This window comes from Halococcus sp. IIIV-5B (assembly GCF_003602035.1).
GTDB classification, from domain to species: domain Archaea; phylum Halobacteriota; class Halobacteria; order Halobacteriales; family Halococcaceae; genus Halococcus; species Halococcus salsus.
In genome coordinates this window covers 69,331-93,817 of sequence record NZ_QZWE01000011.1, presented here as the reverse complement: position 1 = coordinate 93,817, position 24,487 = coordinate 69,331, and the positions used below count along the sequence as shown (strand labels likewise).

Sequence of the window (24,487 nt, the reverse complement as noted above, 5' to 3'; positions counted from 1 at the left end):
CCGGCGACGAACCACGGGGAGCTATGGGTCCGGCGACCGTCGAGCGAGTATGGACCTCGAACTCGACGGCAACGCGGCGCTGGTGACGGCGAGCACGAGCGGCCTAGGACTAGCAAGCGCCGAGGCGCTCGCCGCCGAAGGCGCGAACGTGACTATCTGTGGCCGTGACGCCGACCGGCTGGACTCGGCACGCGAGACGGTCGACGCGGCGGGACCGGGCGACGTGCTCGGCGTGCAGGCGGACATCACCGACCCGGCGGACTGTGAGGCCCTGGTCGAGGAGACCGTCGAGGCGTTCGGCGGGCTCGACCACCTCGTGACGTCGGCGGGTGGGCCGCCGAGCGGGGAGTTCCTCGATCTCCCCGAGGAGGAGTGGTACGCGGCCTACGACCTGCTCGTGATGAGCGTCGTCCGGGTGCTCACGGCCGCCCACCCGCACCTCGACGACAGCGACGCCGGGACGTGGGTCGCGATCACCTCGACGAGCGTGGCCGAGCCGATCGAGGGATTGGTGCTCTCGAACGCCGTTCGGCGCGGGGTTCCGGGGTTGGTCGAGACCGTCGCACGGGAGTTCGGGCCCTCGATCCGCGCGAACTCGGTGTTGCCGGGGAGCTACGAGACGCCGCGTATCGAGGAACTCGTCGAGCAGGGCGTCGAGCGCGGCGAGTACGAGAGTTACGAGGAGGGGCTCGCCGACTGGTCCGACGACGTGCCGCTCGACCGCGTGGGCGACCCGCGCGAGCTCGGCGAGGCGGTCGCGTTCCTGTCGAGTGCGCGCGCGAGCTACCTCACGGGAGCGGCGATACCGGTCGACGGTGGGACGTTACGGGGCTGATGCGAGCGGTCTGTTCGTGGAGCGGCGGCAAGGACGCCGCGTACGCGCTCGCCGAACTCGACGGTGTCGAGGAACTACTGACGACGGTTTCGAGTTCGACGAACCGGAGCACGATGCACGGGGTTCGGCGAGGTCTCTACGAACGCCAAGCCGACGCGCTCGGGCTGCCGATCGAGTTCGTCACGCTCCCGCGCGAGCCCACGAACGAGACCTACGAGGCGGTGATGGCCGAAGCGATGGACGGATACGCCGAACGTGGCTTCACGCACGTCGTGTTCGCCGACCTGTTCCTCGAAAGCGTGCGGGTCTACCGCGAGGAACGGCTCGCCGAGAGCGACCTCGATGGTTGCTGGCCGATCTGGGGGCGCGACACGTCGGCGGTCGCGGAGACGGTCGCCGATGCGTACGAAGCCACCGTGGTGTGTGTCGACGGCGAGGTGTTCGACGCCTCGTTCGCGGGTCGGACGTTCGATGCCGAATTTCTCGCGGACCTCCCTCCGGACGTCGACCCGTGCGGCGAGAACGGCGAGTTCCACACGTTCGTGACCCACGGGCCGACCTTCGAGGAACCGGTCGACGTGCAAACGGGTGAAACCGTCACGCGTGCGGCGGGCGACGGCGAGTTTCATTACTGCGACCTCGTCGCCCCGGAGTGAGTCGGGTCGTCGAACGGACTTCGTCACGTGGGTCGAAGCAGTCCGTGACGTAGCCCCCAAGGGTCGATCTACTCGGCCAGCACTCTATCGAGGGCGGCGACGCCGCCGGCGATGGCGACCCAGATTCCGAGCACGCCGACGATCAGCACCGCCCAGTGTGGGACCGGCGTCGGCCGGGCCCCGGCGTGGGCGACCACGACGGAGAGGGCCAGCAGGTCCGTGGTCGGCGGGATCACGGTCAGGGAGCCTCGGTGGTGTCCTCGGTTTCGCCGATCCCCGTCCGGTAGACGTACGCGCCCGCGCCGATGATGAGGACGCTGACGACGATCCAGTGGGGGTTGTACGTCCCGCCCATCGAGAGCGGCTGGTGGAGGCCGAGGATCACATGGTCGACGACCGCGTCGTAGAGGTCGAACAGCCCGAGACCGACCACCGCCGCGCCCGCGACCGGCCGGAACGCGAGCGGGGTCGCGGTCCGCCGTTCGGCGCGCCAGACGAGGCCCGCGCCGACCCCCGCGATGACGACCATGCCGATGGAGAACAACCCGTCCGCGAGGACGTTTATCCTGAGGCCGTCGAGGGTGTTCATCGGGTAGATCCCCGAGACGAGGTGATGCCACTGGAGGACGTGGTGGAGGAGGAGCACGTCGATCAGCCCGCTGAACCCGAACCCGAAGACCCCGGCGGCAAACAGTGCTCGACGGGGAACGGCCCGCTCGGCGGGCTCGTCCGATGGGGTCGCCATTACGCCTCCACCTCGACGGTGACGCCGAGCGGGCGGTAGGCGTTGTTTCCGTAGCCCTTCACGTTCCACGGGAACTCGTCGTTCTCGATACCGCGACGGCCCGCCTCGGGGTCGGAGACCGTGGCCGGCTGGGTTCGGCCGCGTTCGTCGGTCGCCCGCGAGCAGAGGGTGTGCTCGCCCGGTTCGGGCTCCCAGACGTACCGGAAGCGATCGAGCGCGTAGCGGCCGAGGTCGGGACCCACGAGTTCCGCCTCGGCCCACGACTCGCCGCCGTCGGTCGAGACCTCGACGCGCTCGACCGCATCCTCGCCCGACCACGCGACCCCCGAGAGTTCGACCCGTGAGCCCGAGAGCGTGGCTCCGTCCGCGGGCATCGTGAGGAGCGACTTGACGAGCTGGTCGAAGAGGTAGGCGTTCCGAACCTCCTCACTCCCGGTCATCTGGTCGTAGGTGCTCGTGGTCTCCACTGATCGATGACGGTCCGGCTGCTCGTCCTGGTCGGGGACGATCCGGTAGGAGGACTGCTGGTACTGGGTGTAGTCCTGCCCGTCGCGGTCGGTCCACGCCTCGCCCTCGACCATGCCATCCATCACGCGGATCTCCTCGACCCATTTCACGCTGTTGTTGCCGAACCACCCAGGTGCAACCAGCCGAACGGGGTAGCCGTGTTCGGGGGCCATCGGCGCGCCGTTCATCTCGTAGGCCAGCAGGCAGTCCTCCCGGACCTTCGACAGCGGGATCGACCGGCAGAAGACGTCCTTGTCGGGCGGCGCTTCACCACCCATCACGGAGAGCCAGCGCCCGTCGTCGCCGTCCTCGTCGGCCGTGCCGTACTCGTCGAGCACGGCGCTCACCGGCGTGCCGGTCCAGACCGCGTTGCCGACCGCCCCGAAACTCCACTGGTCACCCTCGGCGTCCGGCTCGAAGTACGCCCGGCCGTTGCCCGAACACTCCATCGTGTGGACCACCGATTCGGTGGGGTAGTCACCTCGGAGTTCGTCCATCGAGAGCTCGGCTTCGTCCTCGATCATTCCCGTGAGCGAGACGGTCCACTCGTCGGCGTCGATCTCCGGTGTCCGATGGTGGACCCGGACGAAGTGTTCGTCGCGCGGCGTGATGGGGGTCGCGAGATTCGACCGAGCGGCCGTCTGTGCGTTCGGCGGCTCGTCGACGAGCACGTCGAGGCCGGGATACCGCTCGGTGAGCGAGTCGCGCCGCCGTGGGTCCGGGCCATCGGGTGCCATGTCAGACGACACGCCGGCGACTCATTCCCGTGTTCTGCTTGCGAGGAGAAGGTCGTGGCTCGGGTCGACGCTCGCCGAGGGTCGTCCTCGCACTCACCAGGTCTCGACGGTCCCCTCGCGGATGTCCTCCAGACAGCCCTCGCAGTCGGGGTGATCGGGATCGAAACAGTCCGGGACGTAACCGTCGAGCGTCACGGTACGTTTCTGGGCGTGGCGGCGACAGACGACCCGGAGGTGTTCGTCGTAGGGACCGTCACCCTCGGCGCGGGTGCGGCCGCTGCTGTAGGCCCGTCGCGATTCGGCGTAGCGCCGACCCGCCGCGCGCGCCGTCGTGCTGAGAAGCCGCGCGAGGCGACCCTCGTCGCTCATGAGTGATGGGAGGGGAGCGCGCTACAAAGGCCCGTCGCTCGTGTTCTCGACCACTTTCACCGCGCTCGCGGAACTTTTTATACCATCGCGCGCGTACCCTCAGGTGTCTCCCACCGAAAACACGCGGAGACAGGACAACCAATGACGGACGTACAACAGCACGCAGCGGAGATACACGAGCAGTTTTCGGATACGCTAGACATCAGCGTCGAGGACGTCGAGGAGCGCCTCGACACGCTGGTCAACGACTACCGAGTCCCCCTCGAAGAGGCGCGCCGGAGCGTCACGAGCAGCTACCTCGACGAGGCCGGGATGGACCGGGACGAACTCGGTGGCGAGAGCGAGGAGCGGACGGTCGAGACCATCGACGCGCCCGAGCAGTGGGTCGACCTGACGGTGAAGGTCCTCCAGCTCTGGGAGCCCCGGAGCGAGTCGATCGCCCAGGTGGGCCTGCTCGGCGACGAGACGGGCACCATCAAGTTCACCGCGTGGGCGACCTCCGACCTCCCCGAACTCGAAGAAGGGAGCGTCTACCGGCTCGAAAACGTCGTCACCGACGAGTACGAGGGTCGGTTCTCGGTCAAGCTCAACCGCACCACGAATATCGAGGAGCTCGACGAGGAGCTCGACGTCCCCGAGTCGGGCGGCGCGAGCGAGGAACGAACGATCGGCGAAGTCGACGCACCCGAGGAGTGGATCGACCTCACCGCGAAGGTCACCCAGCTCTGGGACCCTCGCAGTGAGTCGGTGGGGCAGGTGGGCCTGCTCGGTGACCCGACGGGGACGATCAAGTTCACGAAGTGGGCGAAGTCAGACCTGCCCGAACTCGAAGAGGGCGGCGTCTACCGACTCTCGAATCTCGTCACCGACGAGTGGGAAGGGCGATTCTCGGTCAAGCTCAACCGCACCACGAATATCGAGGAACTCGACGAGGAGATCGAGGTCGGCGACGACGCCATCGCCGTGGAAGGCGCGCTGGTCGACATCCAGCGCGGGAGCGGTCTGATCAAGCGGTGTCCCGAGGAAGACTGCACGCGCGTGCTCCAGAACGGTCGGTGTTCCGAACACGGCGAGGTCGACGGCGAGTTCGACCTCCGGATCAAGGCCGTCGTCGACGACGGCAACGAGGTCCACGAGACCATCTTCGACCAGGAGGCCACCGAGGAACTCACCGGGATCACCCTCTCGGAGGCGAAGGAGATGGCGATGGACGCGCTCGACACCACCGTGGTGGCCGACGAGATCCGCGGGGAGATCCTCGGGGTCTACTATCGGATCGAGGGACCGACCTTCGGACGGTACGTCCTCGCGAACGACTTCGAGCAACTGGGCGGGCCAGTAGATGCTGAAGAGACTCTCATCAAAGCGAGGTCGCTATGAGCGGCGCTCCGATGCGGAAGGTGGCCAAACGGGTCTTCGCGAGCGAGTTCAACGACGCCACGGAGACGTTCAAGGAGAGCGACGAGGAGCGCGCGCCGGTCTACGTCCTCCTCCCGACGGGTGAGCGTGCGAACCGCGTGTTCTTCGTCGGCACCCTCACCGAGACCGAGGACGTGGGCTCGGATTCGGAGTACTGGCAGGGCCGCGTGGTCGACCCGACGGGGACGTTCTACGTCTACGCGGGCCAGTACCAGCCCGAGGCCGCGAGCACGCTCCGGGAGATCGAGCCACCCGCGTACGTCGCGGTTGCGGGCAAGCCCCGGACCTTCGAGACCGACGACGGCCAGACCAACGTCGCGGTTCGACCGGAGTCGATCACCGTGGTCGACGCGGAGACCCGCGACCGCTGGGTGGTCGAGACCGCCGCCCGAACCACCGAGCGGATCCAGGCGTTCGAGGCCGACACCAACGAGTACGCCCGGATGGCCGAGGAGCGCTACGACCTGCCGCTGGACGACTACCGTCAGGAAGCCGTCTCGGCACTCGAAAGCCTCGAAGAGGACGACGAGGTCGCGGTCGACGCCGACTGAGCGGCGCGATTCTTTTCGATCGAGCGCGTGTCATCGTCTGACGAAGGATTAAGGTCTCGGGGCGGATAGGTCGAACCCAGATGGGCAACAAGAACAAGACGATCTCGTTCCGGGTGAACGAGGACGCCTTCGAGACGCTTCGCGAGATCGCCGAGGAGCGCGACATCTCGCTCTCGGCGGTGTTCCGCAACTACGTCGAGATGCTGGTTGCCCACGACGGTCAGGTCGAGGTCGTCCCCGAGCACGAGGTCGACGAGAGCAGCGAGGATTCGTCGAGCTTCCCGCCGAAGGTCGAGGTGCCCAAGAGCTACGTCCGCGAACACGAGCGCCTCGAACTCGAAGCCGACCACCTCCGCGAGCAGCTCGACGAGCACCGCCGGTACGTCACCCAGTTGAGCCAGCGGCTAGAGGACCAGGAGGGCGAGGAGGACGTGATCCAGCTCGAAGAGCTCGACGACGAGAGCGAGGAAGAGGAGCCGTTCCGGCTGGGTTAGAGCAACGCGCGCTTCCGGTCGTCGATTTTTTGTGCAGCCTCCCGGTCGTTCTCGACGTTCGCGAGGTCCTCCATCGCTTCGAGCGTGCGGACCGAGTTGTCGAGGAAGGAGAGGATGTCGCCGGGGTAGGCGGTCACGAGGTAGTCGTCGCCCATCACGTCGACGATGGCTTCGGGACCGAAGCCCTGGGCGCGCAGGTCGAGGAGGTAGGCCATGAACTTGCGCTCGGGGTGGCCACAGTAGGGGTTCGACTCGCAATCGCAGTCGAGGAAGTCCTCGGCGAAGTCGAGGACGCGCTCCTGGGTGGCGTCGTCGAGTTTCGCGAGCCCCTCGCCGGAGTAGAGGATGTCGAGGGTCGCACCGCTGAACGCGCTCCTGGGGATGTGGGTCTCGAGCTGGGAGCCGATCCGGCGGTGGTTCTTGACGTAGATCTTGTCGGTGACGGCCACGGTAGCGGGGCTACGGCAGGCAAACGCAAAAACGCCGCGAAACTCGGGAAGAGTCGTAACGTACTTTATCCACGCGCAGATAGGAACGGATGCGTGTCCGGGTTGGGGTAGTGGTCATCCTTCAGCCTTGTGGAGGCTGAGACGCGGGTTCGATTCTCGCACCCGGACTTTTCACGACGACATTACGGAGGAGTGCAAAAGCCGGACTGCGAGATCGAATCAGGGAGGACGCGCGCAGCGAACGACGTGAGCGAGCACGTCCGACCGTGGTCGATTCTCGCACCCGGATTATATCAGATATTTTACATAACGTCGGGCGGCTTCTCCCTTGATGTGAATTCTATCGACCGAACCGCCCTCACTCGTCCACGGCCCGGTAGTAGACCGACGGCCGCCGGTCGCCGGTCTCGATCCGTCTGGCCTCGACGCTCCCGGTCTCGATCAGTATCTCGAGGTTCTGCTCGGCGATGTCCCTGAGCTTCTCGCTCGTGACCGGTGGGGTGCTGGCGAACTCCAGCACCGCGCCCGTGATCTCCTCGGCGGTGTAGGCTTCCGGATGACTCTCTTCGAGAAAGTTACGAACGGAATCTATCGAGGTGCTTACTTCCTCGCCGGCCTCCCACTGGTCTTGATCGATGGGCATACGTCGAGCTATCCGGCCGGTACTAAAAATCCATGTGATCCGCTACCGTTCGTCGGTCGAGAGTCCGACGAGGGCTCGGTGAAGCAGCCTACCGGACCGACAACGAAGGGCTATCCGTCGCCACCGCCCAGATCGGTCAATGGAAATCGCGCTGCTCACCATCGGCGACGAGATCCTCTCGGGGGACACCGAGAACTCCAACGCGACGTGGATCGCCTCCCGGCTCACCGAGCGCGGCGCGACCGTCGCGCGGATCCTCGTGGTGCCCGACGACCGCGAGCTGATCGCCGACCGGGTCGCCGACTACTCGGCGACGTTCGACGCGGTCATCCTCACCGGCGGGCTGGGCGGGACGCCCGACGACGTCACGATGGACGCGGTGGCGACGGCCTTCGACCGGCCGCTCGCGGTCAACGACCGCGCCCGCGCCGACGTCGAACAGCGCCTCGAAGCCGTTCGCGAGGAGTACCCCGACATCGCGCTCGACGTCGAGGCCGAGGCCTCGATCCCCGAAGGCAGCCAGCCACTGATCAACGACCCCGGGCTCGCGCCGGGCTGTGTGATCGAGAACGTCTACGTCCTCCCCGGAGTACCCGCGGAGATGAAGGCGATGTTCGAGACGATCGAGGACGGGTTCGGGGGCGACGTCCGCTCGCAGGTGTTCTACACCCCGACGCCGGAGGCCGACATGATCGACGACCTCACCGAAGCCGGCGAACGCTTCGACGTCGCGGTGGGCTGTTATCCCGACCGGGCGGTGCGCCACAACCGGATCAAACTCGTCGGCGAGGACGAGGGCGAACTCGACGCGGCGCGCGAGTGGCTCACCGACCGGCTCGAAACCGTTCCGGCACCCGAGTAGCTACAGCGATTCCTCGGGCGAACGCGGCGAGTCTCGGGTGGTCTCGGCTCCCGACTCCCTCCCGCTCGACCGGAGGATGGTGAGCGCGGTCATCAGGTCGGTTCGCGAGACCAGCCCGACGAACTCGCCGTGGAGACCCACGACGGGAAGCCGACCCACGCCCGCCGACTGCATCGTCGAGAGCGCGGTCATCGCGTCGGCGTCCTCGGGGATCGTCTCCAGCTCGCGGGTCATCACCTCCTCGACCCGGAAGGCGTCGCGCTCGACCTCGCGGACCTTCTGTGCGTCGGTGAGGGTCACCATCCCGACGAGCTCGCCGCTTTCGAGCACGGGATAGCCGGTGTGGCGCTCGGTGAGCATCCGGTCGATGAGGTCGGCGACGCTGGCCTTCGGCGAGAGGGCGTCGATCTCGGCGGCGGGCGTCATCACGCGCTGGACGGCGACGCCCTGGAGCGCCGCCTTCGTGACGGCCTGTTGGGCCTCGCCGCTCGCGCTCATGTAGATGAAGAAGGCGATGGCGATGAAGACGATGCTTCCGCTGAAGAGACCGACGAGCGCGAGCAGGAACGCGAACCCCTTCCCGACCTCGGCGGCGAGCTGGGTGGCCTCGGCGTGGGTCCGGGTCCGGGCGAGGAGCGCCCGGAGGACCCGCCCGCCGTCCATCGGAAAGCCCGGGAGGAGGTTGAACGCCGCGAGGGCGACGTTGAGCAGGGCGAGGTAGGCGAGCACGAAGCGCACGCCGCCGAGCGACTCCGGGACCACGAGGAAGACCACGAAGGAGCCGAGACCGAGGACGACGCTCACGGCGGGGCCGGCGACCGCGACCGCGAGCTCTTGCCGCCAGTCCTCGGGCATCTCGGCCATCTGGGCGATACCCCCCAGAAACCAGAGCGTGATGGCGTCGATCTCGTAGCCGTAGCGCATCGCGACGAACGAGTGGCCGAGTTCGTGGAGCACGACGCCGACGTAGAGCCCGACGGCGGCGACGATGCCGAGGACGTAGGGCGTGTTGCCGGCCGAGAGCTCCGTCACCGGCAGGTTCGCGTCGAAGATCCCGTTCAGCAGCGGCAGGAGTTGGCCGATACCGTTCCCGATGAACCACGCGAACAGCGGGAGGACCAGGAGGAACGAGAGCCCGAGTCTGATCGGAATCCCGGCGATGCTCCCGATCCTGAAACTTGGCATGCGCAAGCTACGGTCGGTGGCCCCTTAAATCGTGTCGTGGCCGCGGGGTTTTAGCCGTCAGTGGACCGATGACGAGCGATGAGCGAACCCGAACAGCCGGCACCCCTGGTCCGCCGGGCGGCGGACATCGAGTACGAACCGGTCGACGCGGCGGACGGCCTCGAAAAGGGCGTCCTCGTCGACGAGTCGCGCGGCGCGCCGAACTTCGCCATCCGGCGGTTCACGCTCGCGCCGGGTGCCGAGGTCCCGAAACACACCAACGAGGTCGAACACGAACAGTACGTGCTCGACGGCGAGTACGTCGCTGGAATCGACGGCGAAGAACACACCGTGAGCGCCGGCGACTCGCTCCTGATCCCCGCCGGGACGGTCCACTGGTATCGGAACGCAGGCGACGAACCGGGCGCGTTCATCTGTGCGGTACCGAACGGCGACGACGCGATCGAACTCGTGGAGTGATCCACAGACGCGGTTTCGAGCGACTGAAGTAGCCCGCAACGCTATCGAGACCAGTGTCACAGCAGGTCGGACGGGTCGGAACGCTGTTCGTCCACGGGGCTGGCGACGGCTATCTCGTCGCCGTCATGGACGGGGACCAGCGCACGCTCTCGGCCCGCCTCGACCTCGGCGAGACCGACGCCGGCCCGCGGCCCGCGAAGTTCGGGGTGAAACACTCCTCGGGGGAGGAACCGCGCTCGCCCGACCAGTTCGTCGAGCTCGCCCGCCGCGCCGACCGCATTCGAATATCGGAGCAGACCGGGCGAAACCAGCGCGAGGCGTTCCAGGAGATGCTCTCGGGCTACCAGTTGGACGCCAAGCGGGTTCGGACCTGCCGGTACTGCGCCGCGGCGGGGCGGTACTCGCCGATCACGACCGAGACCGCGATCGAGGCCGACGGCGAGCGGATCTGCCCCGACTGCGCCCGGCAGGAACTCGAACGCGAGATCGCCCACCACGACGTCTCCGGTACGGCCGCCGACCGCCTCCACGAACTCCTCCAGTCCGTCCGGGACCTCGACCGGGTGAAGAACCTCCTCTCGGGCCAGCTCGACCCCGACCTCACCAAGTTCGACGAGATGAGCGCCACCACGGAGGCCGTGAATCCCGTCTCCGTGGATTCGCTCGACCTCCATCCGAACTTCCAGTCGCTCGTGTCGGACCGGTTCGACGAACTACTGCCCGTGCAGAGCCTCGCGGTCGAGAACGGCGCGCTCGACGGCGACGACCAGCTCGTCGTGAGCGCCACCGCCACGGGAAAGACCCTGATCGGCGAACTGGCGGGCGTCGACCGCTTACTTCAGGGCGAGGGCAAGATGCTCTTCTTGGTGCCGCTCGTCGCGCTCGCGAACCAGAAGTACGAGGACTTCCAGGACGACTACGGCCACCTCGCGAACGTCACCATCCGGGTCGGCGCGAGCCGGGTTCGTGGGGACGGCGAGCGCTTCGACCCGAACGCCGACATCGTGGTCGGGACCTACGAGGGGATCGACCACGCGCTCAGAGTGGGTCAGGATTTGGGGGACATCGGAACCGTCGTGATCGACGAGGTTCACACGCTCGAAGACGACGACCGGGGCCATCGCCTCGACGGGCTGATCGCCCGGCTCAAGTGGTACTGCGAGAACCGGCGGCAGGAGCGCGCGCGGGACGAGCGAGGCGAGGGAACCCAGTGGCTCTATCTCTCGGCCACGGTCGGCAACCCGAACTGGCTGGCGAACCGGCTCGACGCCCGGCTCGTGGAGTTCGAGGAGCGGCCGGTCCCCATCGAACGCCACGTCACCTTCGCCGACGGCCAAGAGAAGGCGCGGGTGGCGGACAAGCTGGTGAAACGCGAGTTCGACCGGAAGTCCTCGAAGGGGTATCGTGGTCAGACCATCATCTTCACCAACTCACGGCGGCGGTGTCACGAGCTCAGTCGAAAACTGGAGTACGACGCCGCGCCGTACCACGCGGGGCTCGATTACTCCCGGCGGAAGACCGTCGAGCGGAAGTTCGCCGACCAGGAGCTAGCGGCGGTCGTCACGACCGCCGCGCTCGCCGCCGGGGTCGACTTCCCGGCCTCGCAGGTGCTCTTCGACTCGCTCGCGATGGGTATCGAGTGGCTCACGGTCCAGGAGTTCCACCAGATGCTCGGGCGGGCGGGACGACCCGACTACCACGACCGCGGGGTGGTCTACGTCCTCGTCGAACCCGACGGAAGCTACCACGCGAGCATGCCGAGCAGCGAGGACGAGACCGCCTTCAAACTCCTGAAGGGCGAGATGGAGCCGGTGGCGATGCGCTACGACGAGACCGATGCGGTGGAGGAGGTGCTCGCGAACGTCGCGGTGGCGGGCGGCGGCGCGAAGGCGCTGACCGGGCGGATGGTCGGGGAGGTCCCGCTCAAACACGCGGTCGGCAAACTCCTCGACTACGGTTTCATCGACGGGCTCGAACCCACACCGCTCGGGCGCGCGGTGACGCGGCACTTCCTCGAACCCGGCGCGGCCTTCACGATGCTCGACGGCATCCGAAAGGGAAGCGACCCTTACGACGTGGTGGCCGACATCGAGCTCCGCGGCGAGGAGGACTAGAGGACGGACCCGACGAGGTCGACGAGCGCGGGGACGAACGCGAGACCGAACATCGAGAGGAGCACCACCAGCACCGCGGCCGGCAGCCCGCCGATTGCGACGACGAGCACCGTGAGCCAGTTCACCTCGACGGGGAAACCAAACCAGCCCGCGACGAGGAAGACGAGCAGCCCGACGACCGCGTTGACGATGAACGGTCGGAGCGCCTGGAGCACGCGTATCCCGACGAGCAAGAACAGGACCGCGACGGCGAGGACCGCGAGTTCGAGTCCCGTAACCATGCCCGATGCTTACACGAGATGGATATAGACCTTCCGTCACGTCCGAGCCGCCCGTGGCGATTTCGGAACACGGGGCCGTTCGTCGGACGGCGACCGCGTGCTGTCGAGGGAACGGAAGGATTATTCGCACGCGTCCGATAGGAGCGATACGGGACCGTGGGTTAGCCTGGTATACTTCGGGCCTTGGGTGCCCGTGACCGCGGTTCAAATCCGCGCGGTCCCACTCGTGTTCTCTCGTTATCGACCACAACCGACCGGCACGGTCGAATCGTTGGGTGCCGACCGATGACCCGGATGTGGTGTGTTCCGGTCGAAATCCTCTGCGAACAACATCTCGCCGGCGAGCACGCCGAACATCACCAGCTCGAAGGCACGATCCTCCGACACCCACACGGCGAGGCGATCGCCGAGGGCCACGCCGAGAAGGGCAACGTCGACACGACGCGGTTGGAGGAGCGCCACGACGACCTCGCGGCGGAGATGGAGCGCCGCGGGATGAACCACGACAGCCCGCTCGACTACGACGGGCCGACGTTCGGGGCCGGCGCGATCGACGTCGAACGCAATCGGGAGGACCTCCTCGAACGCTGTGCGGACTGCGCCGCGCGGGCCCACGAGCGGTCCGCCGAGGCCTGACGACCCTCCCGTTGTCGGTTCGACGCATCCCTCTCACAGGTTCACTTTCGCTCCACACAGTACGAAGGTTATTAGCGGGGAACGCATTAGTTGGGGCCAAGATGGCCAGCGCGGAGAACGCCGAACTGATAGACGATTTCGAGGAGTTCTACCGCAACTACTATCGGAACGAGATCGGCGAGCTCGCCCAGAAGTACCCGAACGAGAAGCGCTCGCTCTTCATCGACTGGAGCGACCTCTACCGCTTCGATTCGGACCTCGCCGACGACTACCGCTCACAGCCCGGCCAGCTCCAAGAGTATGCGGAGGAAGCGCTCCGGCTCTACGATCTGCCGGTGGACGTCGGTCTCGGCCGCGCCCACGTCCGGATCCGTGGCCTCGGCGAGACGACCGAGATCCGGGAGATCCGGGCGCGTCACCGTGGCCAACTGCTGAGCGTTCAGGGCATCGTCAGAAAAGCGACCGACGTCCGCCCGAAGATCACCGAGGCGGCCTTCGAGTGCCAGCGCTGCGGCACCCTCACCAGGATCCCACAGACGGGCAGCGACTTTCAGGAACCTCACGAGTGCCAGGGCTGTGAACGACAGGGTCCCTTCACCATCAACTTCGACCAGTCGGAGTTCGTCGACGCGCAGAAACTCAGAGTCCAGGAGAGCCCCGAAGGGCTCCGCGGTGGCGAGACGCCCCAGAACATCGACGTTCACATCGAGGACGATATTACTGGTGAAGTCACGGCGGGCGACCACGTCCGCGTGACAGGCATCCTCCACCTCGACCAGCAGGAGACCAACCGGGAGGCCTCGCCGATGTTCGACGTCTTCATGGACGGCATCGCGGTCGACATCGAGGACGAGCAGTTCGAGGACATGGACATCTCGGAGGCCGACAAACGCGCCATCGTCGAACTCTCCACGGAGGACGACATCTACGAGCAGATGGTCGGCTCGATCGCGCCCTCGATCTACGGCTACGACCAGGCCAAGCTCGCGATGATCCTCCAGCTCTTCTCGGGCGTCGCGAAACACCTCCCCGACGGCTCGCGGATCCGGGGGGACCTCCACATGCTCCTGATCGGGGATCCCGGGACGGGGAAGTCCGTGATGCTCCAGTACATCCGGAACATCGCGCCGCGGTCGGTCTACACCTCGGGGAAGGGGTCGTCGAGCGCGGGGCTGACGGCGGCCGCGGTACGAGATGATTTCGGCGACGGCCAGCAGTGGACGCTCGAAGCCGGCGCGCTGGTGCTCGCCGACCAGGGTATCGCGGCGGTCGACGAGCTCGACAAGATGCGTCCCGAGGACCGCTCCGCGATGCACGAGGCGCTCGAACAGCAGACCATCTCGGTCTCGAAGGCGGGGATCAACGCCACCCTCAAGTCGAGGTGTTCGCTGCTCGGTGCGGCGAACCCCAAGTACGGGCGATTCGACCAGTACGAGTCCATCGGCGAGCAGATCGACCTCGAACCCGCGCTGATCTCCCGGTTCGACCTGATCTTCACCGTCACGGACACCCCCGACCCCGAGGAGGACAAGAACCTCGCCGAACACATCCTCCGGACGAACTACGCGGGGGAACTCAACACCCAGCGGACCGAGCAGACCGCGGCGAACGTCTCGCAGGCGGAGGTCGACGCCGTGACGGACACCGTCGCCCCGGCCATCGAACCCGAGCTCCTCCGGAAGTACATCGCCTACGCCCAGCGCAACTGTTTCCCGACGATGACCGAGGAGGCCAAGGAGGCGATCAGCGACTTCTACGTCAGCCTTCGCTCTGAGGGGGCCGACGACGACGCGCCCGTTCCGGTGACCGCCCGAAAGCTCGAAGCCCTCGTGCGGCTCGCGGAGGCCTCGGCCCGCGTTCGCCTCTCCGACTCCGTCGAGCTGGAGGACGCAGAACGCGTCATCGAGATCGTCCGGTCGTGTCTCAAGGACATCGGCGTCGATCCCGAGACCGGCGAGTTCGACGCCGACATCGTGGAGACGGGCCAGTCGAAGACCCAGCGCGACCGTGTCAAGAACGTCAAAGCCCTCATCAGCGAGATCGAGAGCGAGTACGACTCGGGTGCGCCGGTCGACGAGGTCCTCGACCGGGCCGAGGAGACCGGCATGGAGCGCTCGCAGGCCGAACACGAGATCGAGAAGCTCCGCCGGCAGGGCGAGGTCTACGAACCACAGACCGACCACCTCCGAACGACCTGAACTACCCCCGGAGGTCGTGATAGGTCGCCCGGAGCGTGACGGGGGTGACGCCCGCGACGTCGGCGGCGGCCTGCTGGGTCAGCGAGCCGTCCAGCTCGCGCGCGGCGGTGTAGAGACAGGCCGCGGCGACCCCGCTCGGGTTTCGGCCGCTGGTCGCGCCGAGCGACTCGGCGTCCTCGGCGAGTTCGTGCGCTCTGGCTTCGATAGCGTTCGAGACGTCGAGCAGGCTCGCGAATCGGGGCAGGTACTCGGCGGGGTCTATCGGCCCCGTCGGGAGGCCCAGCTCCCGGTTGAGCGCGTCGTAGGCCGCGACGAGTTCGCCGCGAGTGGCCTTGGCGGCCTCGCGGACCTCCGCGATGGTTCGCGAGAGCCCCTCGGTTCGACAGACCGCGTAGACCGCCGCGGCGGCGAAGCCTTCGAGCGACCGCCCCCGGAGGAGGTCCGCGTTCTGGGCGGACTCGAAGAGCACGCACGCCCGGTCGCGAACCGTCTCCGGGAGCCCGAGCGCACCGACCAATCGACGGATCTCGGTGAAGGCGTAGACCCGGTTTCGCTCGGCTTTCGAGGCGATCCGCGCCCGGTTGTGCTGGCGGCGCAGACGTGCGAACAGCCTGCGTTTCCGCCCGGTGAGCCGGGTCGACCGGCCGATCTCGGTCGAGAGCCCGCGGTCGTGGCGCGAGCGCGTGAGGGGTGCACCCGTCCGCTTTCGGTTCGGACCGTCGGCGAACGACCGCCACTCGGGACCCCGGTCGATGTTGTCCTCGGCGACGACCAGCCCACAGCTCGTACAGAACGTCTCGTCACCGGACCCGCTCAGGGAGCCGTTGCATTCGGGACACGCGTACCTCGTCTCCATCACGAACCCTCCCACACTGGCCCACTACTTAATATTTTCTTGTTTTTCCTATCTTAGATTAAAAATATGTTAGCGAGCACCGATACGGTCGGCGATGGCGTCGAGTTCGTCGTCGGAGAGGTCGGGTCGGTCGCCGGCGACGACGTGGATCGGTGCGCCGCCGTCGTCCGAGAACCGTGGGATGACGTGGCCGTGGACGTGCGGGACCTCCTGGCCGGCGGCGGGACCGTTGTTGAACGCGACGGTGGTGGCGTCGGCGTCGACCGCGGCTTCGACGGTGGGCGTCAACCGGTGGAGGGTCGAGAAGACCTCGCTCGCGAGGTCCTCGGAGAGGTCGTCGAGGCGCTCGTGGTGGTCGTTCGGCACCACGAGGGTGTGGCCGGGTGCGAGCGGGTTCGCGTCGAGGAACGCGGTCGTCCGGTCGGTCTCGGCGACGATACGACCGGGGATCTCGCCGGCGACGATGCCACAGAACGGGCAGTCGGGGTCGTTCGAACTCATGGGTTGGTGGCGCGAGGCCGGGGGACCATCGGACGCGCCCGACAAAGAGGGTTCGGGATGGGTGTCGGCGGGCTGTCGAGCGGGGGCCGGCAAGCCACAACGGTTTGAATCGGCTGTTCCATGTTCGGCCATGTCCGAGACCAGAACCGGTCCACCCACGAGCCGCGCACGGCTCGGGTGGTGGCTGTTCGTGTTCGTGCTCGCGGTCTTCGTCGCGTTCGTCGTGTCCTCGTTCGCCGGGATGATCGTTCTCGCGGTCTTCGGCTACTACGCCACCCGGCCGATCTGCCGGTGGCTCGGGAACTACATCGACTCCGACGGTATCGCGGCGGGGCTCACCGTGCTGTTGATCGTGGTGCCGATCATCTCCCTCGTGCTCTATACCGGCTTCAGTATCGTCCAGCAGCTCTCGGCCGTCGTGAGCCTCGGCGACGGGACGAGCGGCGCGTTCGACCTCGGCATGCTGCCCCCGGCACAGGAGCAGACAGTTCAAACCCTGCTCCAGAACCCACAGCAGGCTATCAGCCAGCCCCGTCAGCTCGCACAGACCGCCTTCAGCCTCGGGAGCCAGGTGCTCGGCGGGGTCGCCGGTGGGTTGGTGCTCGTCGGGCTGGCGCTGACGCTCGCCCACTTCCTCCTGACCAACGACGACCAGCTCGCGGAGGGCTTTCGAACCCTCGTGGGCGGGCGCGACACCACCGCCTACGCCTACGCCGCGGCGGTCGACGAGGACCTCGAATCGGTCTTCTTCGGCAACCTGCTGTTCGTGGGCGTGATGGCGGTGCTCGCCGGCGTGGTGTACGTGGCCACCAACCTGCTCGCGCCCGCGGGCCTCACGGTCCCGCTGGTGTTCGTGCTCGCGGTGTTGACCGGGATCACCAGCCTGATCCCGATCGTCGTCGGGAAGGTGATCTACCTCCCGGTCGTGGGGTATCTGGCCGTGCAGGCGTTCGAGAGCGGGGAGAGCGGGGCGTACGTCTTCGTCGTCGGCGCGCTCGTCGTCTACTTCCTCGTGCTCGACATCGTCCCGCAGACGTTCATCCAGCCCGTGCTCACCGGTCGTCAGCTCGACGCCGTGGTGATCATGTTCGCCTACCTCCTGGGTCCGATCCTGTTCGGCTGGTACGGTTTCTTCTTCCTCCCTATCGCGTTCGTCGCGGTGCTCGAAGCCATCCGGATCGTGCTCCCCGAACTCGTCCGGGGCGAACCCCTGACCCCAGCGGTGTCGCTCGGCGAGAGCATCGGGACGGACCCACAGGCCGACCGCGAGGACGTCGCCGACGACGCGACGCCGAACGTCGACGGTACGACCGACGAAACCGACGATCAGGACGCCAGCTGAGAAGCGACTCGCGGGACGAGTCGCGCGCCGCGAAAACGGGTTCGAGGAGTCAGCGCTGGGAGTCGCGCAGGATGAACGGGCCGATCGCGAGGGTGCGCTTCGCGATGGTGGCGACCCGCGCGATGTAGGAGATGAGCAGGAGGAAGGGGAGACAGGTGATGACGAACGCGATGGAGGTCACCCAGACGAGGACCGAGACCCCGAGGAACACCCCGGAGAGCGAGCTTCCACCGAGGAAGGTCGTCATGAAGCCGGCGACGATCAGCGCCGGCACCGAGACGTAGAGGATCATCTGTGAGAGGCTGATGAGTTCCCACTCGAAGTAGAGGGTCTTGACGTGCTCACGGGCCGGTCCGAACATCGTGAGCACCGTCTTGAGTTCGTCGAGGGTCTCGAAGCTCCCCGCCGAGAGGTCGTCGGTGTAGCTGTCGGCGAGACGTTCGGTCTGGAAGACCTTCCAGCCGTAGTTGTAATCCAGCGCGCCCGAGAGCACGTCGAACGTCCCGAACGACTCACCGTCGAGCCGGCTGGAGACGGTGTCGGCGTTCTCGATCAGGCTGTTGGTGAACTCGTCGACCTCGCCGCGGAGGTCCTCGTTGTCGTTCTCGGCGACCGACTCACGGAGCTGCTCGGCACGGTCCTTGCTCTCGAGGATGAGGGCTCTGAGGAACGCCGACGGGTCGGCGGGGGTTGGCGAACCCGTCAGCTCCTCGGTGTAGTCCCGGAAGTCCATGGTGTTGCTCATACGTTCGCGCTGGTCGCCGAGCGGGCCGTTCTCCTGACTGATCACGATCTGAGAGATCGTCAACACGAGGGTGACACCGGTGATGATGGCCGAGATCATCGTCGAGAACAGCGTCTCGATGGTATCGGCGGTCTGGGCGTCGGTGAGGAGGTACTGATAGAAGACGGTGCCACCGAGCACGAAGACCCCGAAGATCAACATCGCGAGCAACCCGGTGACGACCACTCGATTGCCCTTGAGGAAGAACCAGACCTTGAGGCGGGTCTCGCCCGAGCGCTCGCGCATCGTGTTCGCGGTCCCGATGTTCTCGATGCTCTCCTGGTCGAGTTCGGTGTCCTCCTCCTGGGTGTCGATGGTGTCCGCCGCGTCGCTCATTGGGTATCAGTGGTCGCGTCGCGCGGACGTTTGAGGACGAGGTACTTGGTACCGCCGCCGGAGTACTCGACGGTGGTGACGAGTTCCCAGCCCTCCGCACCGAGCTCGTTGAGTTCGGCGATCGGGTCGCTCGCCTCCTTCTTGGTCGCCTCGCGTGGCGGCCTGAGGGTGTGATACTCCCACGCGACCGGGTCGTCACTGGTCATCACCGAACCCAACACGGCCCGCCGGTTGATAGTTTCGCATTCCCGGGTCGCGTGGCCTATCACGTAAGCTAGAAGGCCGTTCGGGGTCGACGAGGGAACAGTGACCTCCACCTCCCGCCCTCGACTCCTCGTCCTCGTGGCCGTCGTCGCGCTCGTCGGTTCCGGCTGTGTGACGGCCCAGCCGGCGATCACCGTCGAATCCACCAACTCGACGGTCTTCGAGGGCTTTTCGACCGCCGACTCGTGGGGAACGTCCTCGGTGCAGGCCTCGATCTCGCTGACCCCGCGGGCGACGACCGACCTCGGCGTGACCAAACTCTCGGTCGTGACCCGGAACGGGAAGTCGTTCTACACGACCTCGGTCGATGCGGGTCAGACCAGCGTCACGACGCCGCTCCCGACCGGGACGACCGCGACGGTGGTCGCGGTGAACACCGTCGACGGCACCATCGTCGGCACCGCGAACGTCTCCGTCAGCGGGACGACCTACCCGTAACCACCCACCTTTTGCTGCGGTCGGCCGCGAAGCGGCCTCCCTGGCAAAATGTGGATCAAAAGCCTCCTCCTTCCCTCCGGTCAGTCGTCGGCCCGCTCGCTCCCCGCGGTCGCTCGCGGTACGACCACTAACTTCTCCGCCACCGCAACCGCACCGCAACCGCCCACACGCCTCCCCAGCCGATTCGCTCCGCTCGTTCACTTCGTTCACTCAAGTCGCCCATCTACCGTCGGAGCAAAGCCCCGACGAGCCTGTACTCGCGCTGCTCGCACAGACCTCGCACAGCACTCACTATCGTTCGCGCTGACCGAGAACGCGCGCCAACCGCCCACGACCGCAGCGGAGAAAGTTCCGGTTTCGGCCCGCTCGTTATCCCGATCGACCCGCGTCGACGTCGATCGCGTCGACGGGACAGACGTCGACACAGAGCATACAGTCGATACACTGGATCTCGTTTGCGGGTTCGGCCTTCCGCTCGCTCTCGGGGTGACCGGGGGTCTCGACCCACTCGAAGACGTCGACGGGGCAGTCCTCCAGACACGCGCCGTCGGCGAGACAGATGTCGAAATCCACCGCGACGTGTGTGCCGTGGATGCCCAGCTGCTCGGGTTCGTCGACCGGTCCCCAGACGGTGACGCCGTCGTTCTCGTCGACCGCCTCGCGGCTCCGTTCGAATTCGGGGTCGATGCCCATCGTATGCGACAGAGGCCGGGCGCTCACTTAAGCCTTCGACCGTCGCGGTCCACCACCCGCCGACCGAGGACAACAGGTTTACCTCCACCGGGTGAAATCACTCGGTAATGAAGCGACGAACCTTCCTCCGGCGAGCCGGGGGCAGCACGGCCGGGGCGACGCTGCTCGCGGGCTGTACGGTCAGCGACGAGGGCGCGTCGGGTTCGAACGGGAGCGCGACCGACGCGAGCACCGCCGGCGGTTCGGGAACCGCGAACACCACCGCGACCGTGGGGTCGGCGACGGCGGGCGGCACCCTCACGGTCGCCACCTACGCGTCGTTCACCGGTGAGGACACCGCGGGCGCGTGGCTGAAATCCGCCTTCGAGGAGCGCCACTCGAACGCGACCGTGGAGTTCCAGGTCCCCGAGAACGGGGTCAACCAGTTCGTCCAGCGCGCCAAGCAGGGAGCTCCCATCGACGCGGACCTCTTCGTAGGGCTGAACACCAGCGACCTCGTCCGCGTCCGGCGGCAGCTCGACAGCCCCCTGTTCCGATCGAGCGGGAACGTCGACGGGACGGACGCGCTCAAAGAGACGCTGGATATCGACCCGAAGGGACGGGCGATCCCCTACGATACGGGTTACATCACGCTGGTCTACGACGGGACGAAAGTCGACGGGCCGACGGACTTCGACGCGCTGACGACCTCCCAGTACGCGAACAAGCTCATCACCCAGAACGCCCAGCAGTCGGATCCCGGGCGAGCCTTCCTGCTCTGGACGATCCTCGCGAAGGGCGAGGACGGCTATCTCGACTACTGGCGAGCGCTCCTCGACAACGGGGTCCGGGTGCTCTCGGACTGGGAACCCGCCTACCAGGCCTTCACCGACGGCGAGGCCCCGATGGTGGTCTCCTACTCGACCGATCAAGTCTACTACCACGACTCGAAGGCCCAGCTCCGCCGACATCAGGTGGGCTTCCTCGACGGGGAGGGCTACGCCAACCCCGAGGCGATGGCGACCTTTACCGACGCGAGCAACCCGAAGCTCGCCCGTGAGTTCATGTCGTTCGTGCTCACCGACCGGGCCCAGTCGGCGATCGCGGTCAGAAACGTCCAGTTCCCCGCCGTGAAGGGTGTCTCCCCGGGAGAAGAGTTCGAGAAGTACGCGAAGGAACCCCCGAACCCCGTCACGATGTCCTACGACGACCTCGCGGGGTCGGTCGGCGGCTGGGTCGAGGACTGGTCGCGGCTCGTGGCGAGCACCTGATGGCGCGGCGGGCGGAGCGCCTCGCGCTCCCGGTCGGGGTCGTCGCGACGTTCGCGATACTCCTCGTCGTGTTCTACTACCCGGTGGGGAGCGTCCTCGTCGCGGCCGTCGTGCGGGGCGGGCGGCTCACCCTCGGCCCGCTCGCGGACGTCCTCGGCGACCCCTTCTATACCGGCGTGCTGGCCGGCGCAGTGCGGGACCCGTTTGGGGTGCCCGTGGGTCTCGGCGGCTGGGTTCGAGCGGGTTTTCCAACAGTGGGGTTCGGGCTGTTCGGTTTCACGGCCTGGCAGGCCGCCCTCTCGACGGTGGCGAGCGTCGCGGTGGGGCTGCCGGGCGCGTACCTCCTCGCCCGGTTCGAGTTCACTGGCCGGCGGACCCTCCGCTCGCTCACCATCGTCCCCTTCGTGCTCCCGTCGATCATGGTCGCGGTCGGCTTCCTCGCGATGTTCGGGCAGAACGGTCTGCTCAACGATCTGCTCGGGTTGGTCGGCCTCGGCCCGGTCGGCGGCGTGCTGTTCACGCTCAAGGCGGTCGTGCTCGCCCACGCCTTCTACAACGCGCCGCTCGTGACGCGGCTCGTGACGACCGCCTGGGAGTCGGTCGACGCCCGTCGGGTCGAGAGCGCGCGGTCGCTCGGCGCGTCCCGGTTCAGGGCGTTTCGTGACGTGGTGCTCCCCGAACTCGTTCCCGCGCTCCTCACCGCGGCGCTGCTGACGTTCGTCTTCACCTTCCTCTCCTTTCCGATCGTGCTCGCGCTCGGCGGGCTCCAGCTCGCCACCGTCGAAGTCTGGCTCTACGCCCGGGTGCAAGACCTCGCGCTGGGCGAGGCCGCGACCCTCGGCACCATCGAGACGGTGCTCTCGCTCTCGTTGACCTACTTCTACCTCAGATACGAGGCACGGCAGGTCCGTTCGCGCGGCACCACGACGCTTTCCCGTCATCGGCTTTCGGTCGGCTGGCGCACCCTCCGCGACCCGGTTCGAGTCGGGCTGTTCGCCTACGGACTCGTCGTGCTGCTCCTGTTCGTCGGCCCGCTCGTGAGCATGGTGGTCGAGAGCCTCACGGGACCGAACGGACTCACGACGGCGAACTACGCCTTCCTCGCGCGCCAGCAGGCCGCGACCGCCGTCGGGACGATACGACCGCTGCCCGCGGTCCGGAATTCCCTCCTCTTCGGCCTCGGCACCCTCCTCCTCGCAGTGCCGATGGGGGTGGTGGTCTCGGTGCTCGCGGCGCGCGGCGGTCGCGGGTCCAGAGTTGCCGAAACCCTGATGAGCGCGCCGCTCGCGGTCAGCGGTGTCGTGGTCGGTCTCGGGATGCTCCAGACGCTGGTGTTCGGGACGACTATCGCAGGGTATCGGATCGTCGCGAGCGGGCCGCTCGCCATCGTGCTCGCTCACGCCGTCGCGGCCTACCCGTTCGTGAGCCGGAACGTCACACCCGCCCTCTCCGGGATCGACTCCCGGCTCCTCGACTCGGCCCGCTCGCTCGGCGCGAGCCGGTTTCGGGTCCTCCTCGACGTCGAACTCCCGCTGGTGGCGACGGCCGTCCTCGCGGGGGCCGCCTTCGCGTTCGCGATCTCGATCGGGGAGTTCGATTCGACGGTCCTCCTCTCCCAGGGTGTGAACACCTACACGATGCCCGTGGCGCTCGAACGCTACATCGGGAACCGGTCCGTGGGGCCGAGCCTCGGCCCCGCGACCGCGATGGGCACAGTGTTATTGGTCGTGACCGCGGCGAGTTTCCTCGTGATCGACCGACTTGGCGGGCGGTGGCAGCCGTGAGCCGGGAGGAGACGGGCGTCGAACTCGACGGCGTGACCGTCCGGTTCGGGGACGTCGCCGCGCTCCGCGACGTCTCGCTCACGGTCGAGGAGGGCGAGTTCTTCACTCTCGTCGGCCCGTCGGGCTGTGGCAAGACCACGACTCTGCGAGCGATCGCGGGCTTCGAGACCCCCGCGACGGGTGTGGTTCGGATCGAGGGACGGGAGATGGAGGGCGTGCCGCCGGAGGACCGGAACCTCGGCGTCGTCTTCCAGAACTACGCGCTCTTTCCCCATCTCTCGGTACGCGAGAACGTCGCCTACGGCCTGCGATTTCACGACCCACCGGACGAGGGCACGGCGGACGAGCGTGTCGCGGACCTCCTCTCGCTCGTGGACATGGCCGACATGGCCGACCGCGACCCCGAGGACCTCTCGGGTGGGCAGCAACAGCGCGTCGCGCTCGCCCGCGCGCTCGCACCGGGACCCGACGTACTCCTCCTCGACGAACCCCTCTCGGCGCTCGACGCCCGCCTCCGCGAGCGGCTCCGGGTCACGCTCAAAGAGATCCAGCGCGACCTCGGGATCACGACGGTCTACGTCACCCACGACCAGGCCGAGGCGCTCGCGGTCAGCGACCGAGTCGCCGTGATCAACGACGGCCGGATCGAACAGGTCGACACCCCCGAACGGGTCTACCGCGAGCCCGCCTCGCGGTTCGTCGCCGCGTTCGTCGGCGACAACAACCGCTTCGAGGCGGTGGTGACCAGGACGAACCCGCCGCGAGCGTCGGTCGACGGAACCGATGTCGCGCTCTCCGACGACACCGTCGTGGGGGCGAACGAGCCGGTGACGCTCTGTGTCCGACCCGAGGCCATCCGAGTGGTCGATGGGGGCGTGGAACCGTCGGGGACAGCCACCACGACGCTGTCCGCGACGGTCGAAAGCCGCGAGTTCCTCGGCGACGCCTACCGGGTCCACTGTCGCTGGAACGACCGCTCGATACTCGTCAAAACCGGTGGCGAGCGGCCGCCCGAGGGGGACGTCCACCTGACGTTCGACGCCGAGGACGTCCGAGTGCTGACCGACGAGTGATCGCCAGCGTGTTCGTGCGTCGGTCG

The 24,487-nt window shown here is 67.2% G+C and carries 28 protein-coding genes and 2 tRNA genes; 17 read left to right on the top strand and 13 right to left on the bottom strand.

Translation table 11 applies throughout. The features are described 5' to 3' along the window. The first annotated feature begins 49 nt into the window (after window positions 1–49). On the top strand, window positions 50–835 hold the full coding sequence (locus D3261_RS09715; RefSeq protein ID WP_120071848.1) for an SDR family oxidoreductase: 786 nt from the start codon (window positions 50–52) through the stop codon (window positions 833–835). Beyond that, a complete protein-coding gene (locus D3261_RS09710; RefSeq protein WP_120071846.1) occupies window positions 835–1,491 on the top strand; it encodes an ATP-binding protein in 657 nt (218 codons plus the stop codon). The genes D3261_RS09715 and D3261_RS09710 overlap by 1 nt, the downstream gene beginning before the upstream one ends. Window positions 1,492–1,559: 68 nt before the next feature. On the opposite strand, the gene D3261_RS20015 is transcribed toward D3261_RS09710, so the two are convergent. The 4 genes from D3261_RS20015 to D3261_RS09695 form a co-directional block, all read right to left on the bottom strand. After that, window positions 1,560–1,727: a hypothetical protein gene (locus D3261_RS20015; protein WP_158589377.1), complete on the bottom strand. Its 168-nt coding sequence runs from the start codon at window positions 1,725–1,727 to the stop codon at window positions 1,560–1,562. A 2-nt stretch (window positions 1,728–1,729) separates the two neighbouring features. Further along, window positions 1,730–2,236: a DUF2243 domain-containing protein gene (locus tag D3261_RS09705; protein WP_120071844.1), complete on the bottom strand. Its 507-nt coding sequence runs from the start codon at window positions 2,234–2,236 to the stop codon at window positions 1,730–1,732. Then, on the bottom strand, window positions 2,236–3,480 hold the full coding sequence (locus tag D3261_RS09700) for a sulfite oxidase (protein ID WP_120071842.1): 1,245 nt from the start codon (window positions 3,478–3,480) through the stop codon (window positions 2,236–2,238). Before D3261_RS09700 ends, D3261_RS09705 begins: the two co-directional genes overlap by 1 nt. A 93-nt stretch (window positions 3,481–3,573) precedes the next feature. Further along, window positions 3,574–3,849, bottom strand: coding sequence for a hypothetical protein (locus D3261_RS09695; protein WP_120071840.1), 276 nt, complete (start codon window positions 3,847–3,849; stop codon window positions 3,574–3,576). Window positions 3,850–4,323: 474 nt separating this feature from the next. On the opposite strand from D3261_RS09695, the gene D3261_RS09690 reads away from it, so the two are divergent. From D3261_RS09690 to D3261_RS09680, 3 genes are all read left to right on the top strand, one after another. Further along, window positions 4,324–5,229, top strand: coding sequence for a replication protein A (locus tag D3261_RS09690; protein ID WP_394337577.1), 906 nt, complete (start codon window positions 4,324–4,326; stop codon window positions 5,227–5,229). After that, a complete protein-coding gene (locus D3261_RS09685; protein ID WP_120071836.1) occupies window positions 5,226–5,819 on the top strand; it encodes an RPA family protein in 594 nt (197 codons plus the stop codon). Before D3261_RS09690 ends, D3261_RS09685 begins: the two co-directional genes overlap by 4 nt. 80 nt (window positions 5,820–5,899) lie before the next feature. Then, the gene (locus D3261_RS09680) at window positions 5,900–6,313 is read left to right on the top strand and encodes a ribbon-helix-helix protein, CopG family (RefSeq protein ID WP_120071834.1); all 414 of its coding nucleotides are present in this window, start codon (window positions 5,900–5,902) and stop codon (window positions 6,311–6,313) included. Here D3261_RS09680 and D3261_RS09675 read toward each other — a convergent pair. Then, on the bottom strand, window positions 6,310–6,762 hold the full coding sequence (locus D3261_RS09675; RefSeq protein ID WP_120071832.1) for a DUF5814 domain-containing protein: 453 nt from the start codon (window positions 6,760–6,762) through the stop codon (window positions 6,310–6,312). The two genes, D3261_RS09680 and D3261_RS09675, sit on opposite strands and share 4 nt — an antisense overlap. 96 nt (window positions 6,763–6,858) lie before the next feature. Between D3261_RS09675 and D3261_RS09670 the strand changes: the two genes are divergently transcribed. Beyond that, a tRNA-His gene (locus D3261_RS09670) sits at window positions 6,859–6,930 on the top strand. 190 nt (window positions 6,931–7,120) lie between these two features. Here D3261_RS09670 and D3261_RS09665 read toward each other — a convergent pair. After that, on the bottom strand, window positions 7,121–7,405 hold the full coding sequence (locus D3261_RS09665; protein WP_120071830.1) for a hypothetical protein: 285 nt from the start codon (window positions 7,403–7,405) through the stop codon (window positions 7,121–7,123). 139 nt (window positions 7,406–7,544) lie between these two features. Here D3261_RS09665 and D3261_RS09660 point away from each other — a divergent pair, with 139 nt between their 5' ends. Continuing rightward, window positions 7,545–8,267 (top strand): molybdopterin-binding protein, encoded by a 723-nt coding sequence (locus D3261_RS09660; RefSeq protein ID WP_120071828.1) that lies wholly within the window; start codon window positions 7,545–7,547, stop codon window positions 8,265–8,267. On the opposite strand, the gene D3261_RS09655 is transcribed toward D3261_RS09660, so the two are convergent. Further along, window positions 8,268–9,452, bottom strand: a complete 1,185-nt coding sequence (locus D3261_RS09655) for a site-2 protease family protein (protein ID WP_120071826.1) — start codon at window positions 9,450–9,452, stop codon at window positions 8,268–8,270. A gap of 78 nt (window positions 9,453–9,530) precedes the next feature. Between D3261_RS09655 and D3261_RS09650 the strand changes: the two genes are divergently transcribed. Next, window positions 9,531–9,911, top strand: coding sequence for a cupin domain-containing protein (locus tag D3261_RS09650; RefSeq protein ID WP_120071824.1), 381 nt, complete (start codon window positions 9,531–9,533; stop codon window positions 9,909–9,911). 53 nt (window positions 9,912–9,964) lie between these two features. Beyond that, window positions 9,965–12,025, top strand: coding sequence for a DEAD/DEAH box helicase (locus D3261_RS09645; protein ID WP_120071822.1), 2,061 nt, complete (start codon window positions 9,965–9,967; stop codon window positions 12,023–12,025). Here the strand turns inward: D3261_RS09645 and D3261_RS09640 are convergent. Further along, entirely contained in the window at window positions 12,022–12,306 is a 285-nt protein-coding gene (locus D3261_RS09640) for a pro-sigmaK processing inhibitor BofA family protein (RefSeq protein ID WP_120071820.1), read from the bottom strand. The two genes, D3261_RS09645 and D3261_RS09640, sit on opposite strands and share 4 nt — an antisense overlap. 150 nt (window positions 12,307–12,456) lie before the next feature. Between D3261_RS09640 and D3261_RS09635 the strand changes: the two genes are divergently transcribed. From D3261_RS09635 to D3261_RS09625, 3 genes are all read left to right on the top strand, one after another. Further along, window positions 12,457–12,529: transfer RNA gene (locus tag D3261_RS09635), tRNA-Pro, on the top strand. A 62-nt stretch (window positions 12,530–12,591) separates the two neighbouring features. Further along, window positions 12,592–12,942: a pyrimidine dimer DNA glycosylase/endonuclease V gene (locus D3261_RS09630; RefSeq protein ID WP_233553957.1), complete on the top strand. Its 351-nt coding sequence runs from the start codon at window positions 12,592–12,594 to the stop codon at window positions 12,940–12,942. Window positions 12,943–13,043: 101 nt separating this feature from the next. Next, window positions 13,044–15,140, top strand: a complete 2,097-nt coding sequence (locus D3261_RS09625; RefSeq protein ID WP_120071818.1) for a minichromosome maintenance protein MCM — start codon at window positions 13,044–13,046, stop codon at window positions 15,138–15,140. Between the two features lies 1 nt (window position 15,141). Here the strand turns inward: D3261_RS09625 and D3261_RS09620 are convergent, their stop codons facing one another. Continuing rightward, window positions 15,142–15,996: a transcription initiation factor IIB family protein gene (locus D3261_RS09620; protein ID WP_120071817.1), complete on the bottom strand. Its 855-nt coding sequence runs from the start codon at window positions 15,994–15,996 to the stop codon at window positions 15,142–15,144. Window positions 15,997–16,065: 69 nt separating this feature from the next. After that, the gene (locus tag D3261_RS09615) at window positions 16,066–16,497 is read right to left on the bottom strand and encodes an HIT family protein (protein WP_120071815.1); all 432 of its coding nucleotides are present in this window, start codon (window positions 16,495–16,497) and stop codon (window positions 16,066–16,068) included. A 130-nt stretch (window positions 16,498–16,627) separates the two neighbouring features. On the opposite strand from D3261_RS09615, the gene D3261_RS09610 reads away from it, so the two are divergent. Beyond that, on the top strand, window positions 16,628–17,839 hold the full coding sequence (locus tag D3261_RS09610; RefSeq protein WP_120071813.1) for an AI-2E family transporter: 1,212 nt from the start codon (window positions 16,628–16,630) through the stop codon (window positions 17,837–17,839). Window positions 17,840–17,888: 49 nt separating this feature from the next. Here D3261_RS09610 and D3261_RS09605 read toward each other — a convergent pair whose 3' ends face one another. Then, window positions 17,889–18,959 (bottom strand): hypothetical protein, encoded by a 1,071-nt coding sequence (locus tag D3261_RS09605; protein ID WP_120071811.1) that lies wholly within the window; start codon window positions 18,957–18,959, stop codon window positions 17,889–17,891. Beyond that, window positions 18,956–19,165, bottom strand: coding sequence for a DUF4177 domain-containing protein (locus D3261_RS09600; RefSeq protein ID WP_120071809.1), 210 nt, complete (start codon window positions 19,163–19,165; stop codon window positions 18,956–18,958). The genes D3261_RS09605 and D3261_RS09600 overlap by 4 nt, the downstream gene beginning before the upstream one ends. Window positions 19,166–19,265: 100 nt before the next feature. Between D3261_RS09600 and D3261_RS09595 the strand changes: the two genes are divergently transcribed. Next, window positions 19,266–19,661: a hypothetical protein gene (locus D3261_RS09595; RefSeq protein ID WP_120071807.1), complete on the top strand. Its 396-nt coding sequence runs from the start codon at window positions 19,266–19,268 to the stop codon at window positions 19,659–19,661. A gap of 369 nt (window positions 19,662–20,030) precedes the next feature. On the opposite strand, the gene D3261_RS09590 is transcribed toward D3261_RS09595, so the two are convergent. After that, window positions 20,031–20,354 carry a ferredoxin family protein gene (locus D3261_RS09590; protein ID WP_120071805.1) on the bottom strand — a complete coding sequence of 108 codons (324 nt, stop codon included), beginning with the start codon at window positions 20,352–20,354 and terminating at the stop codon, window positions 20,031–20,033. A gap of 107 nt (window positions 20,355–20,461) precedes the next feature. Here D3261_RS09590 and D3261_RS09585 point away from each other — a divergent pair, with 107 nt between their 5' ends. Genes D3261_RS09585 through D3261_RS09575 form a run of 3 tightly spaced genes read left to right on the top strand, consistent with a single transcriptional unit; the run spans window position 20,462 to window position 24,461 of the window. Next, a complete protein-coding gene (locus D3261_RS09585) occupies window positions 20,462–21,604 on the top strand; it encodes a thiamine ABC transporter substrate binding subunit (protein WP_120071803.1) in 1,143 nt (380 codons plus the stop codon). Beyond that, a complete protein-coding gene (locus D3261_RS09580; protein ID WP_120071801.1) occupies window positions 21,604–23,388 on the top strand; it encodes an iron ABC transporter permease in 1,785 nt (594 codons plus the stop codon). Before D3261_RS09585 ends, D3261_RS09580 begins: the two co-directional genes overlap by 1 nt. Then, the gene (locus D3261_RS09575; protein ID WP_120071799.1) at window positions 23,376–24,461 is read left to right on the top strand and encodes an ABC transporter ATP-binding protein; all 1,086 of its coding nucleotides are present in this window, start codon (window positions 23,376–23,378) and stop codon (window positions 24,459–24,461) included. Before D3261_RS09580 ends, D3261_RS09575 begins: the two co-directional genes overlap by 13 nt. Window positions 24,462–24,487: the final 26 nt, after the last annotated feature.

What these genes read in the sequence shown, in the direction of transcription:
- D3261_RS09715 (WP_120071848.1), top strand. Translation starts at nt 50, where the DNA reads ATGGACCTCGAACTCGACGGCAACGCGGCGCTGGTGACGGCGAGCACG.
- D3261_RS09710 (WP_120071846.1), top strand. Translation starts at nt 835, where the DNA reads ATGCGAGCGGTCTGTTCGTGGAGCGGCGGCAAGGACGCCGCGTACGCG.
- D3261_RS09705 (WP_120071844.1), bottom strand. Translation starts at nt 2,236, where the DNA reads ATGGCGACCCCATCGGACGAGCCCGCCGAGCGGGCCGTTCCCCGTCGA.
- D3261_RS09700 (WP_120071842.1), bottom strand. Translation starts at nt 3,480, where the DNA reads ATGGCACCCGATGGCCCGGACCCACGGCGGCGCGACTCGCTCACCGAG.
- D3261_RS09695 (WP_120071840.1), bottom strand. Translation starts at nt 3,849, where the DNA reads ATGAGCGACGAGGGTCGCCTCGCGCGGCTTCTCAGCACGACGGCGCGC.
- D3261_RS09685 (WP_120071836.1), top strand. Translation starts at nt 5,226, where the DNA reads ATGAGCGGCGCTCCGATGCGGAAGGTGGCCAAACGGGTCTTCGCGAGC.
- D3261_RS09680 (WP_120071834.1), top strand. Translation starts at nt 5,900, where the DNA reads ATGGGCAACAAGAACAAGACGATCTCGTTCCGGGTGAACGAGGACGCC.
- D3261_RS09665 (WP_120071830.1), bottom strand. Translation starts at nt 7,405, where the DNA reads ATGCCCATCGATCAAGACCAGTGGGAGGCCGGCGAGGAAGTAAGCACC.
- D3261_RS09660 (WP_120071828.1), top strand. Translation starts at nt 7,545, where the DNA reads ATGGAAATCGCGCTGCTCACCATCGGCGACGAGATCCTCTCGGGGGAC.
- D3261_RS09655 (WP_120071826.1), bottom strand. Translation starts at nt 9,452, where the DNA reads ATGCCAAGTTTCAGGATCGGGAGCATCGCCGGGATTCCGATCAGACTC.
- D3261_RS09650 (WP_120071824.1), top strand. Translation starts at nt 9,531, where the DNA reads ATGAGCGAACCCGAACAGCCGGCACCCCTGGTCCGCCGGGCGGCGGAC.
- D3261_RS09640 (WP_120071820.1), bottom strand. Translation starts at nt 12,306, where the DNA reads ATGGTTACGGGACTCGAACTCGCGGTCCTCGCCGTCGCGGTCCTGTTC.
- D3261_RS09630 (WP_233553957.1), top strand. Translation starts at nt 12,592, where the DNA reads ATGACCCGGATGTGGTGTGTTCCGGTCGAAATCCTCTGCGAACAACAT.
- D3261_RS09625 (WP_120071818.1), top strand. Translation starts at nt 13,044, where the DNA reads ATGGCCAGCGCGGAGAACGCCGAACTGATAGACGATTTCGAGGAGTTC.
- D3261_RS09620 (WP_120071817.1), bottom strand. Translation starts at nt 15,996, where the DNA reads ATGGAGACGAGGTACGCGTGTCCCGAATGCAACGGCTCCCTGAGCGGG.
- D3261_RS09615 (WP_120071815.1), bottom strand. Translation starts at nt 16,497, where the DNA reads ATGAGTTCGAACGACCCCGACTGCCCGTTCTGTGGCATCGTCGCCGGC.
- D3261_RS09610 (WP_120071813.1), top strand. Translation starts at nt 16,628, where the DNA reads ATGTCCGAGACCAGAACCGGTCCACCCACGAGCCGCGCACGGCTCGGG.
- D3261_RS09605 (WP_120071811.1), bottom strand. Translation starts at nt 18,959, where the DNA reads ATGAGCGACGCGGCGGACACCATCGACACCCAGGAGGAGGACACCGAA.
- D3261_RS09600 (WP_120071809.1), bottom strand. Translation starts at nt 19,165, where the DNA reads ATGACCAGTGACGACCCGGTCGCGTGGGAGTATCACACCCTCAGGCCG.
- D3261_RS09590 (WP_120071805.1), bottom strand. Translation starts at nt 20,354, where the DNA reads ATGGGCATCGACCCCGAATTCGAACGGAGCCGCGAGGCGGTCGACGAG.
- D3261_RS09585 (WP_120071803.1), top strand. Translation starts at nt 20,462, where the DNA reads ATGAAGCGACGAACCTTCCTCCGGCGAGCCGGGGGCAGCACGGCCGGG.
- D3261_RS09580 (WP_120071801.1), top strand. Translation starts at nt 21,604, where the DNA reads ATGGCGCGGCGGGCGGAGCGCCTCGCGCTCCCGGTCGGGGTCGTCGCG.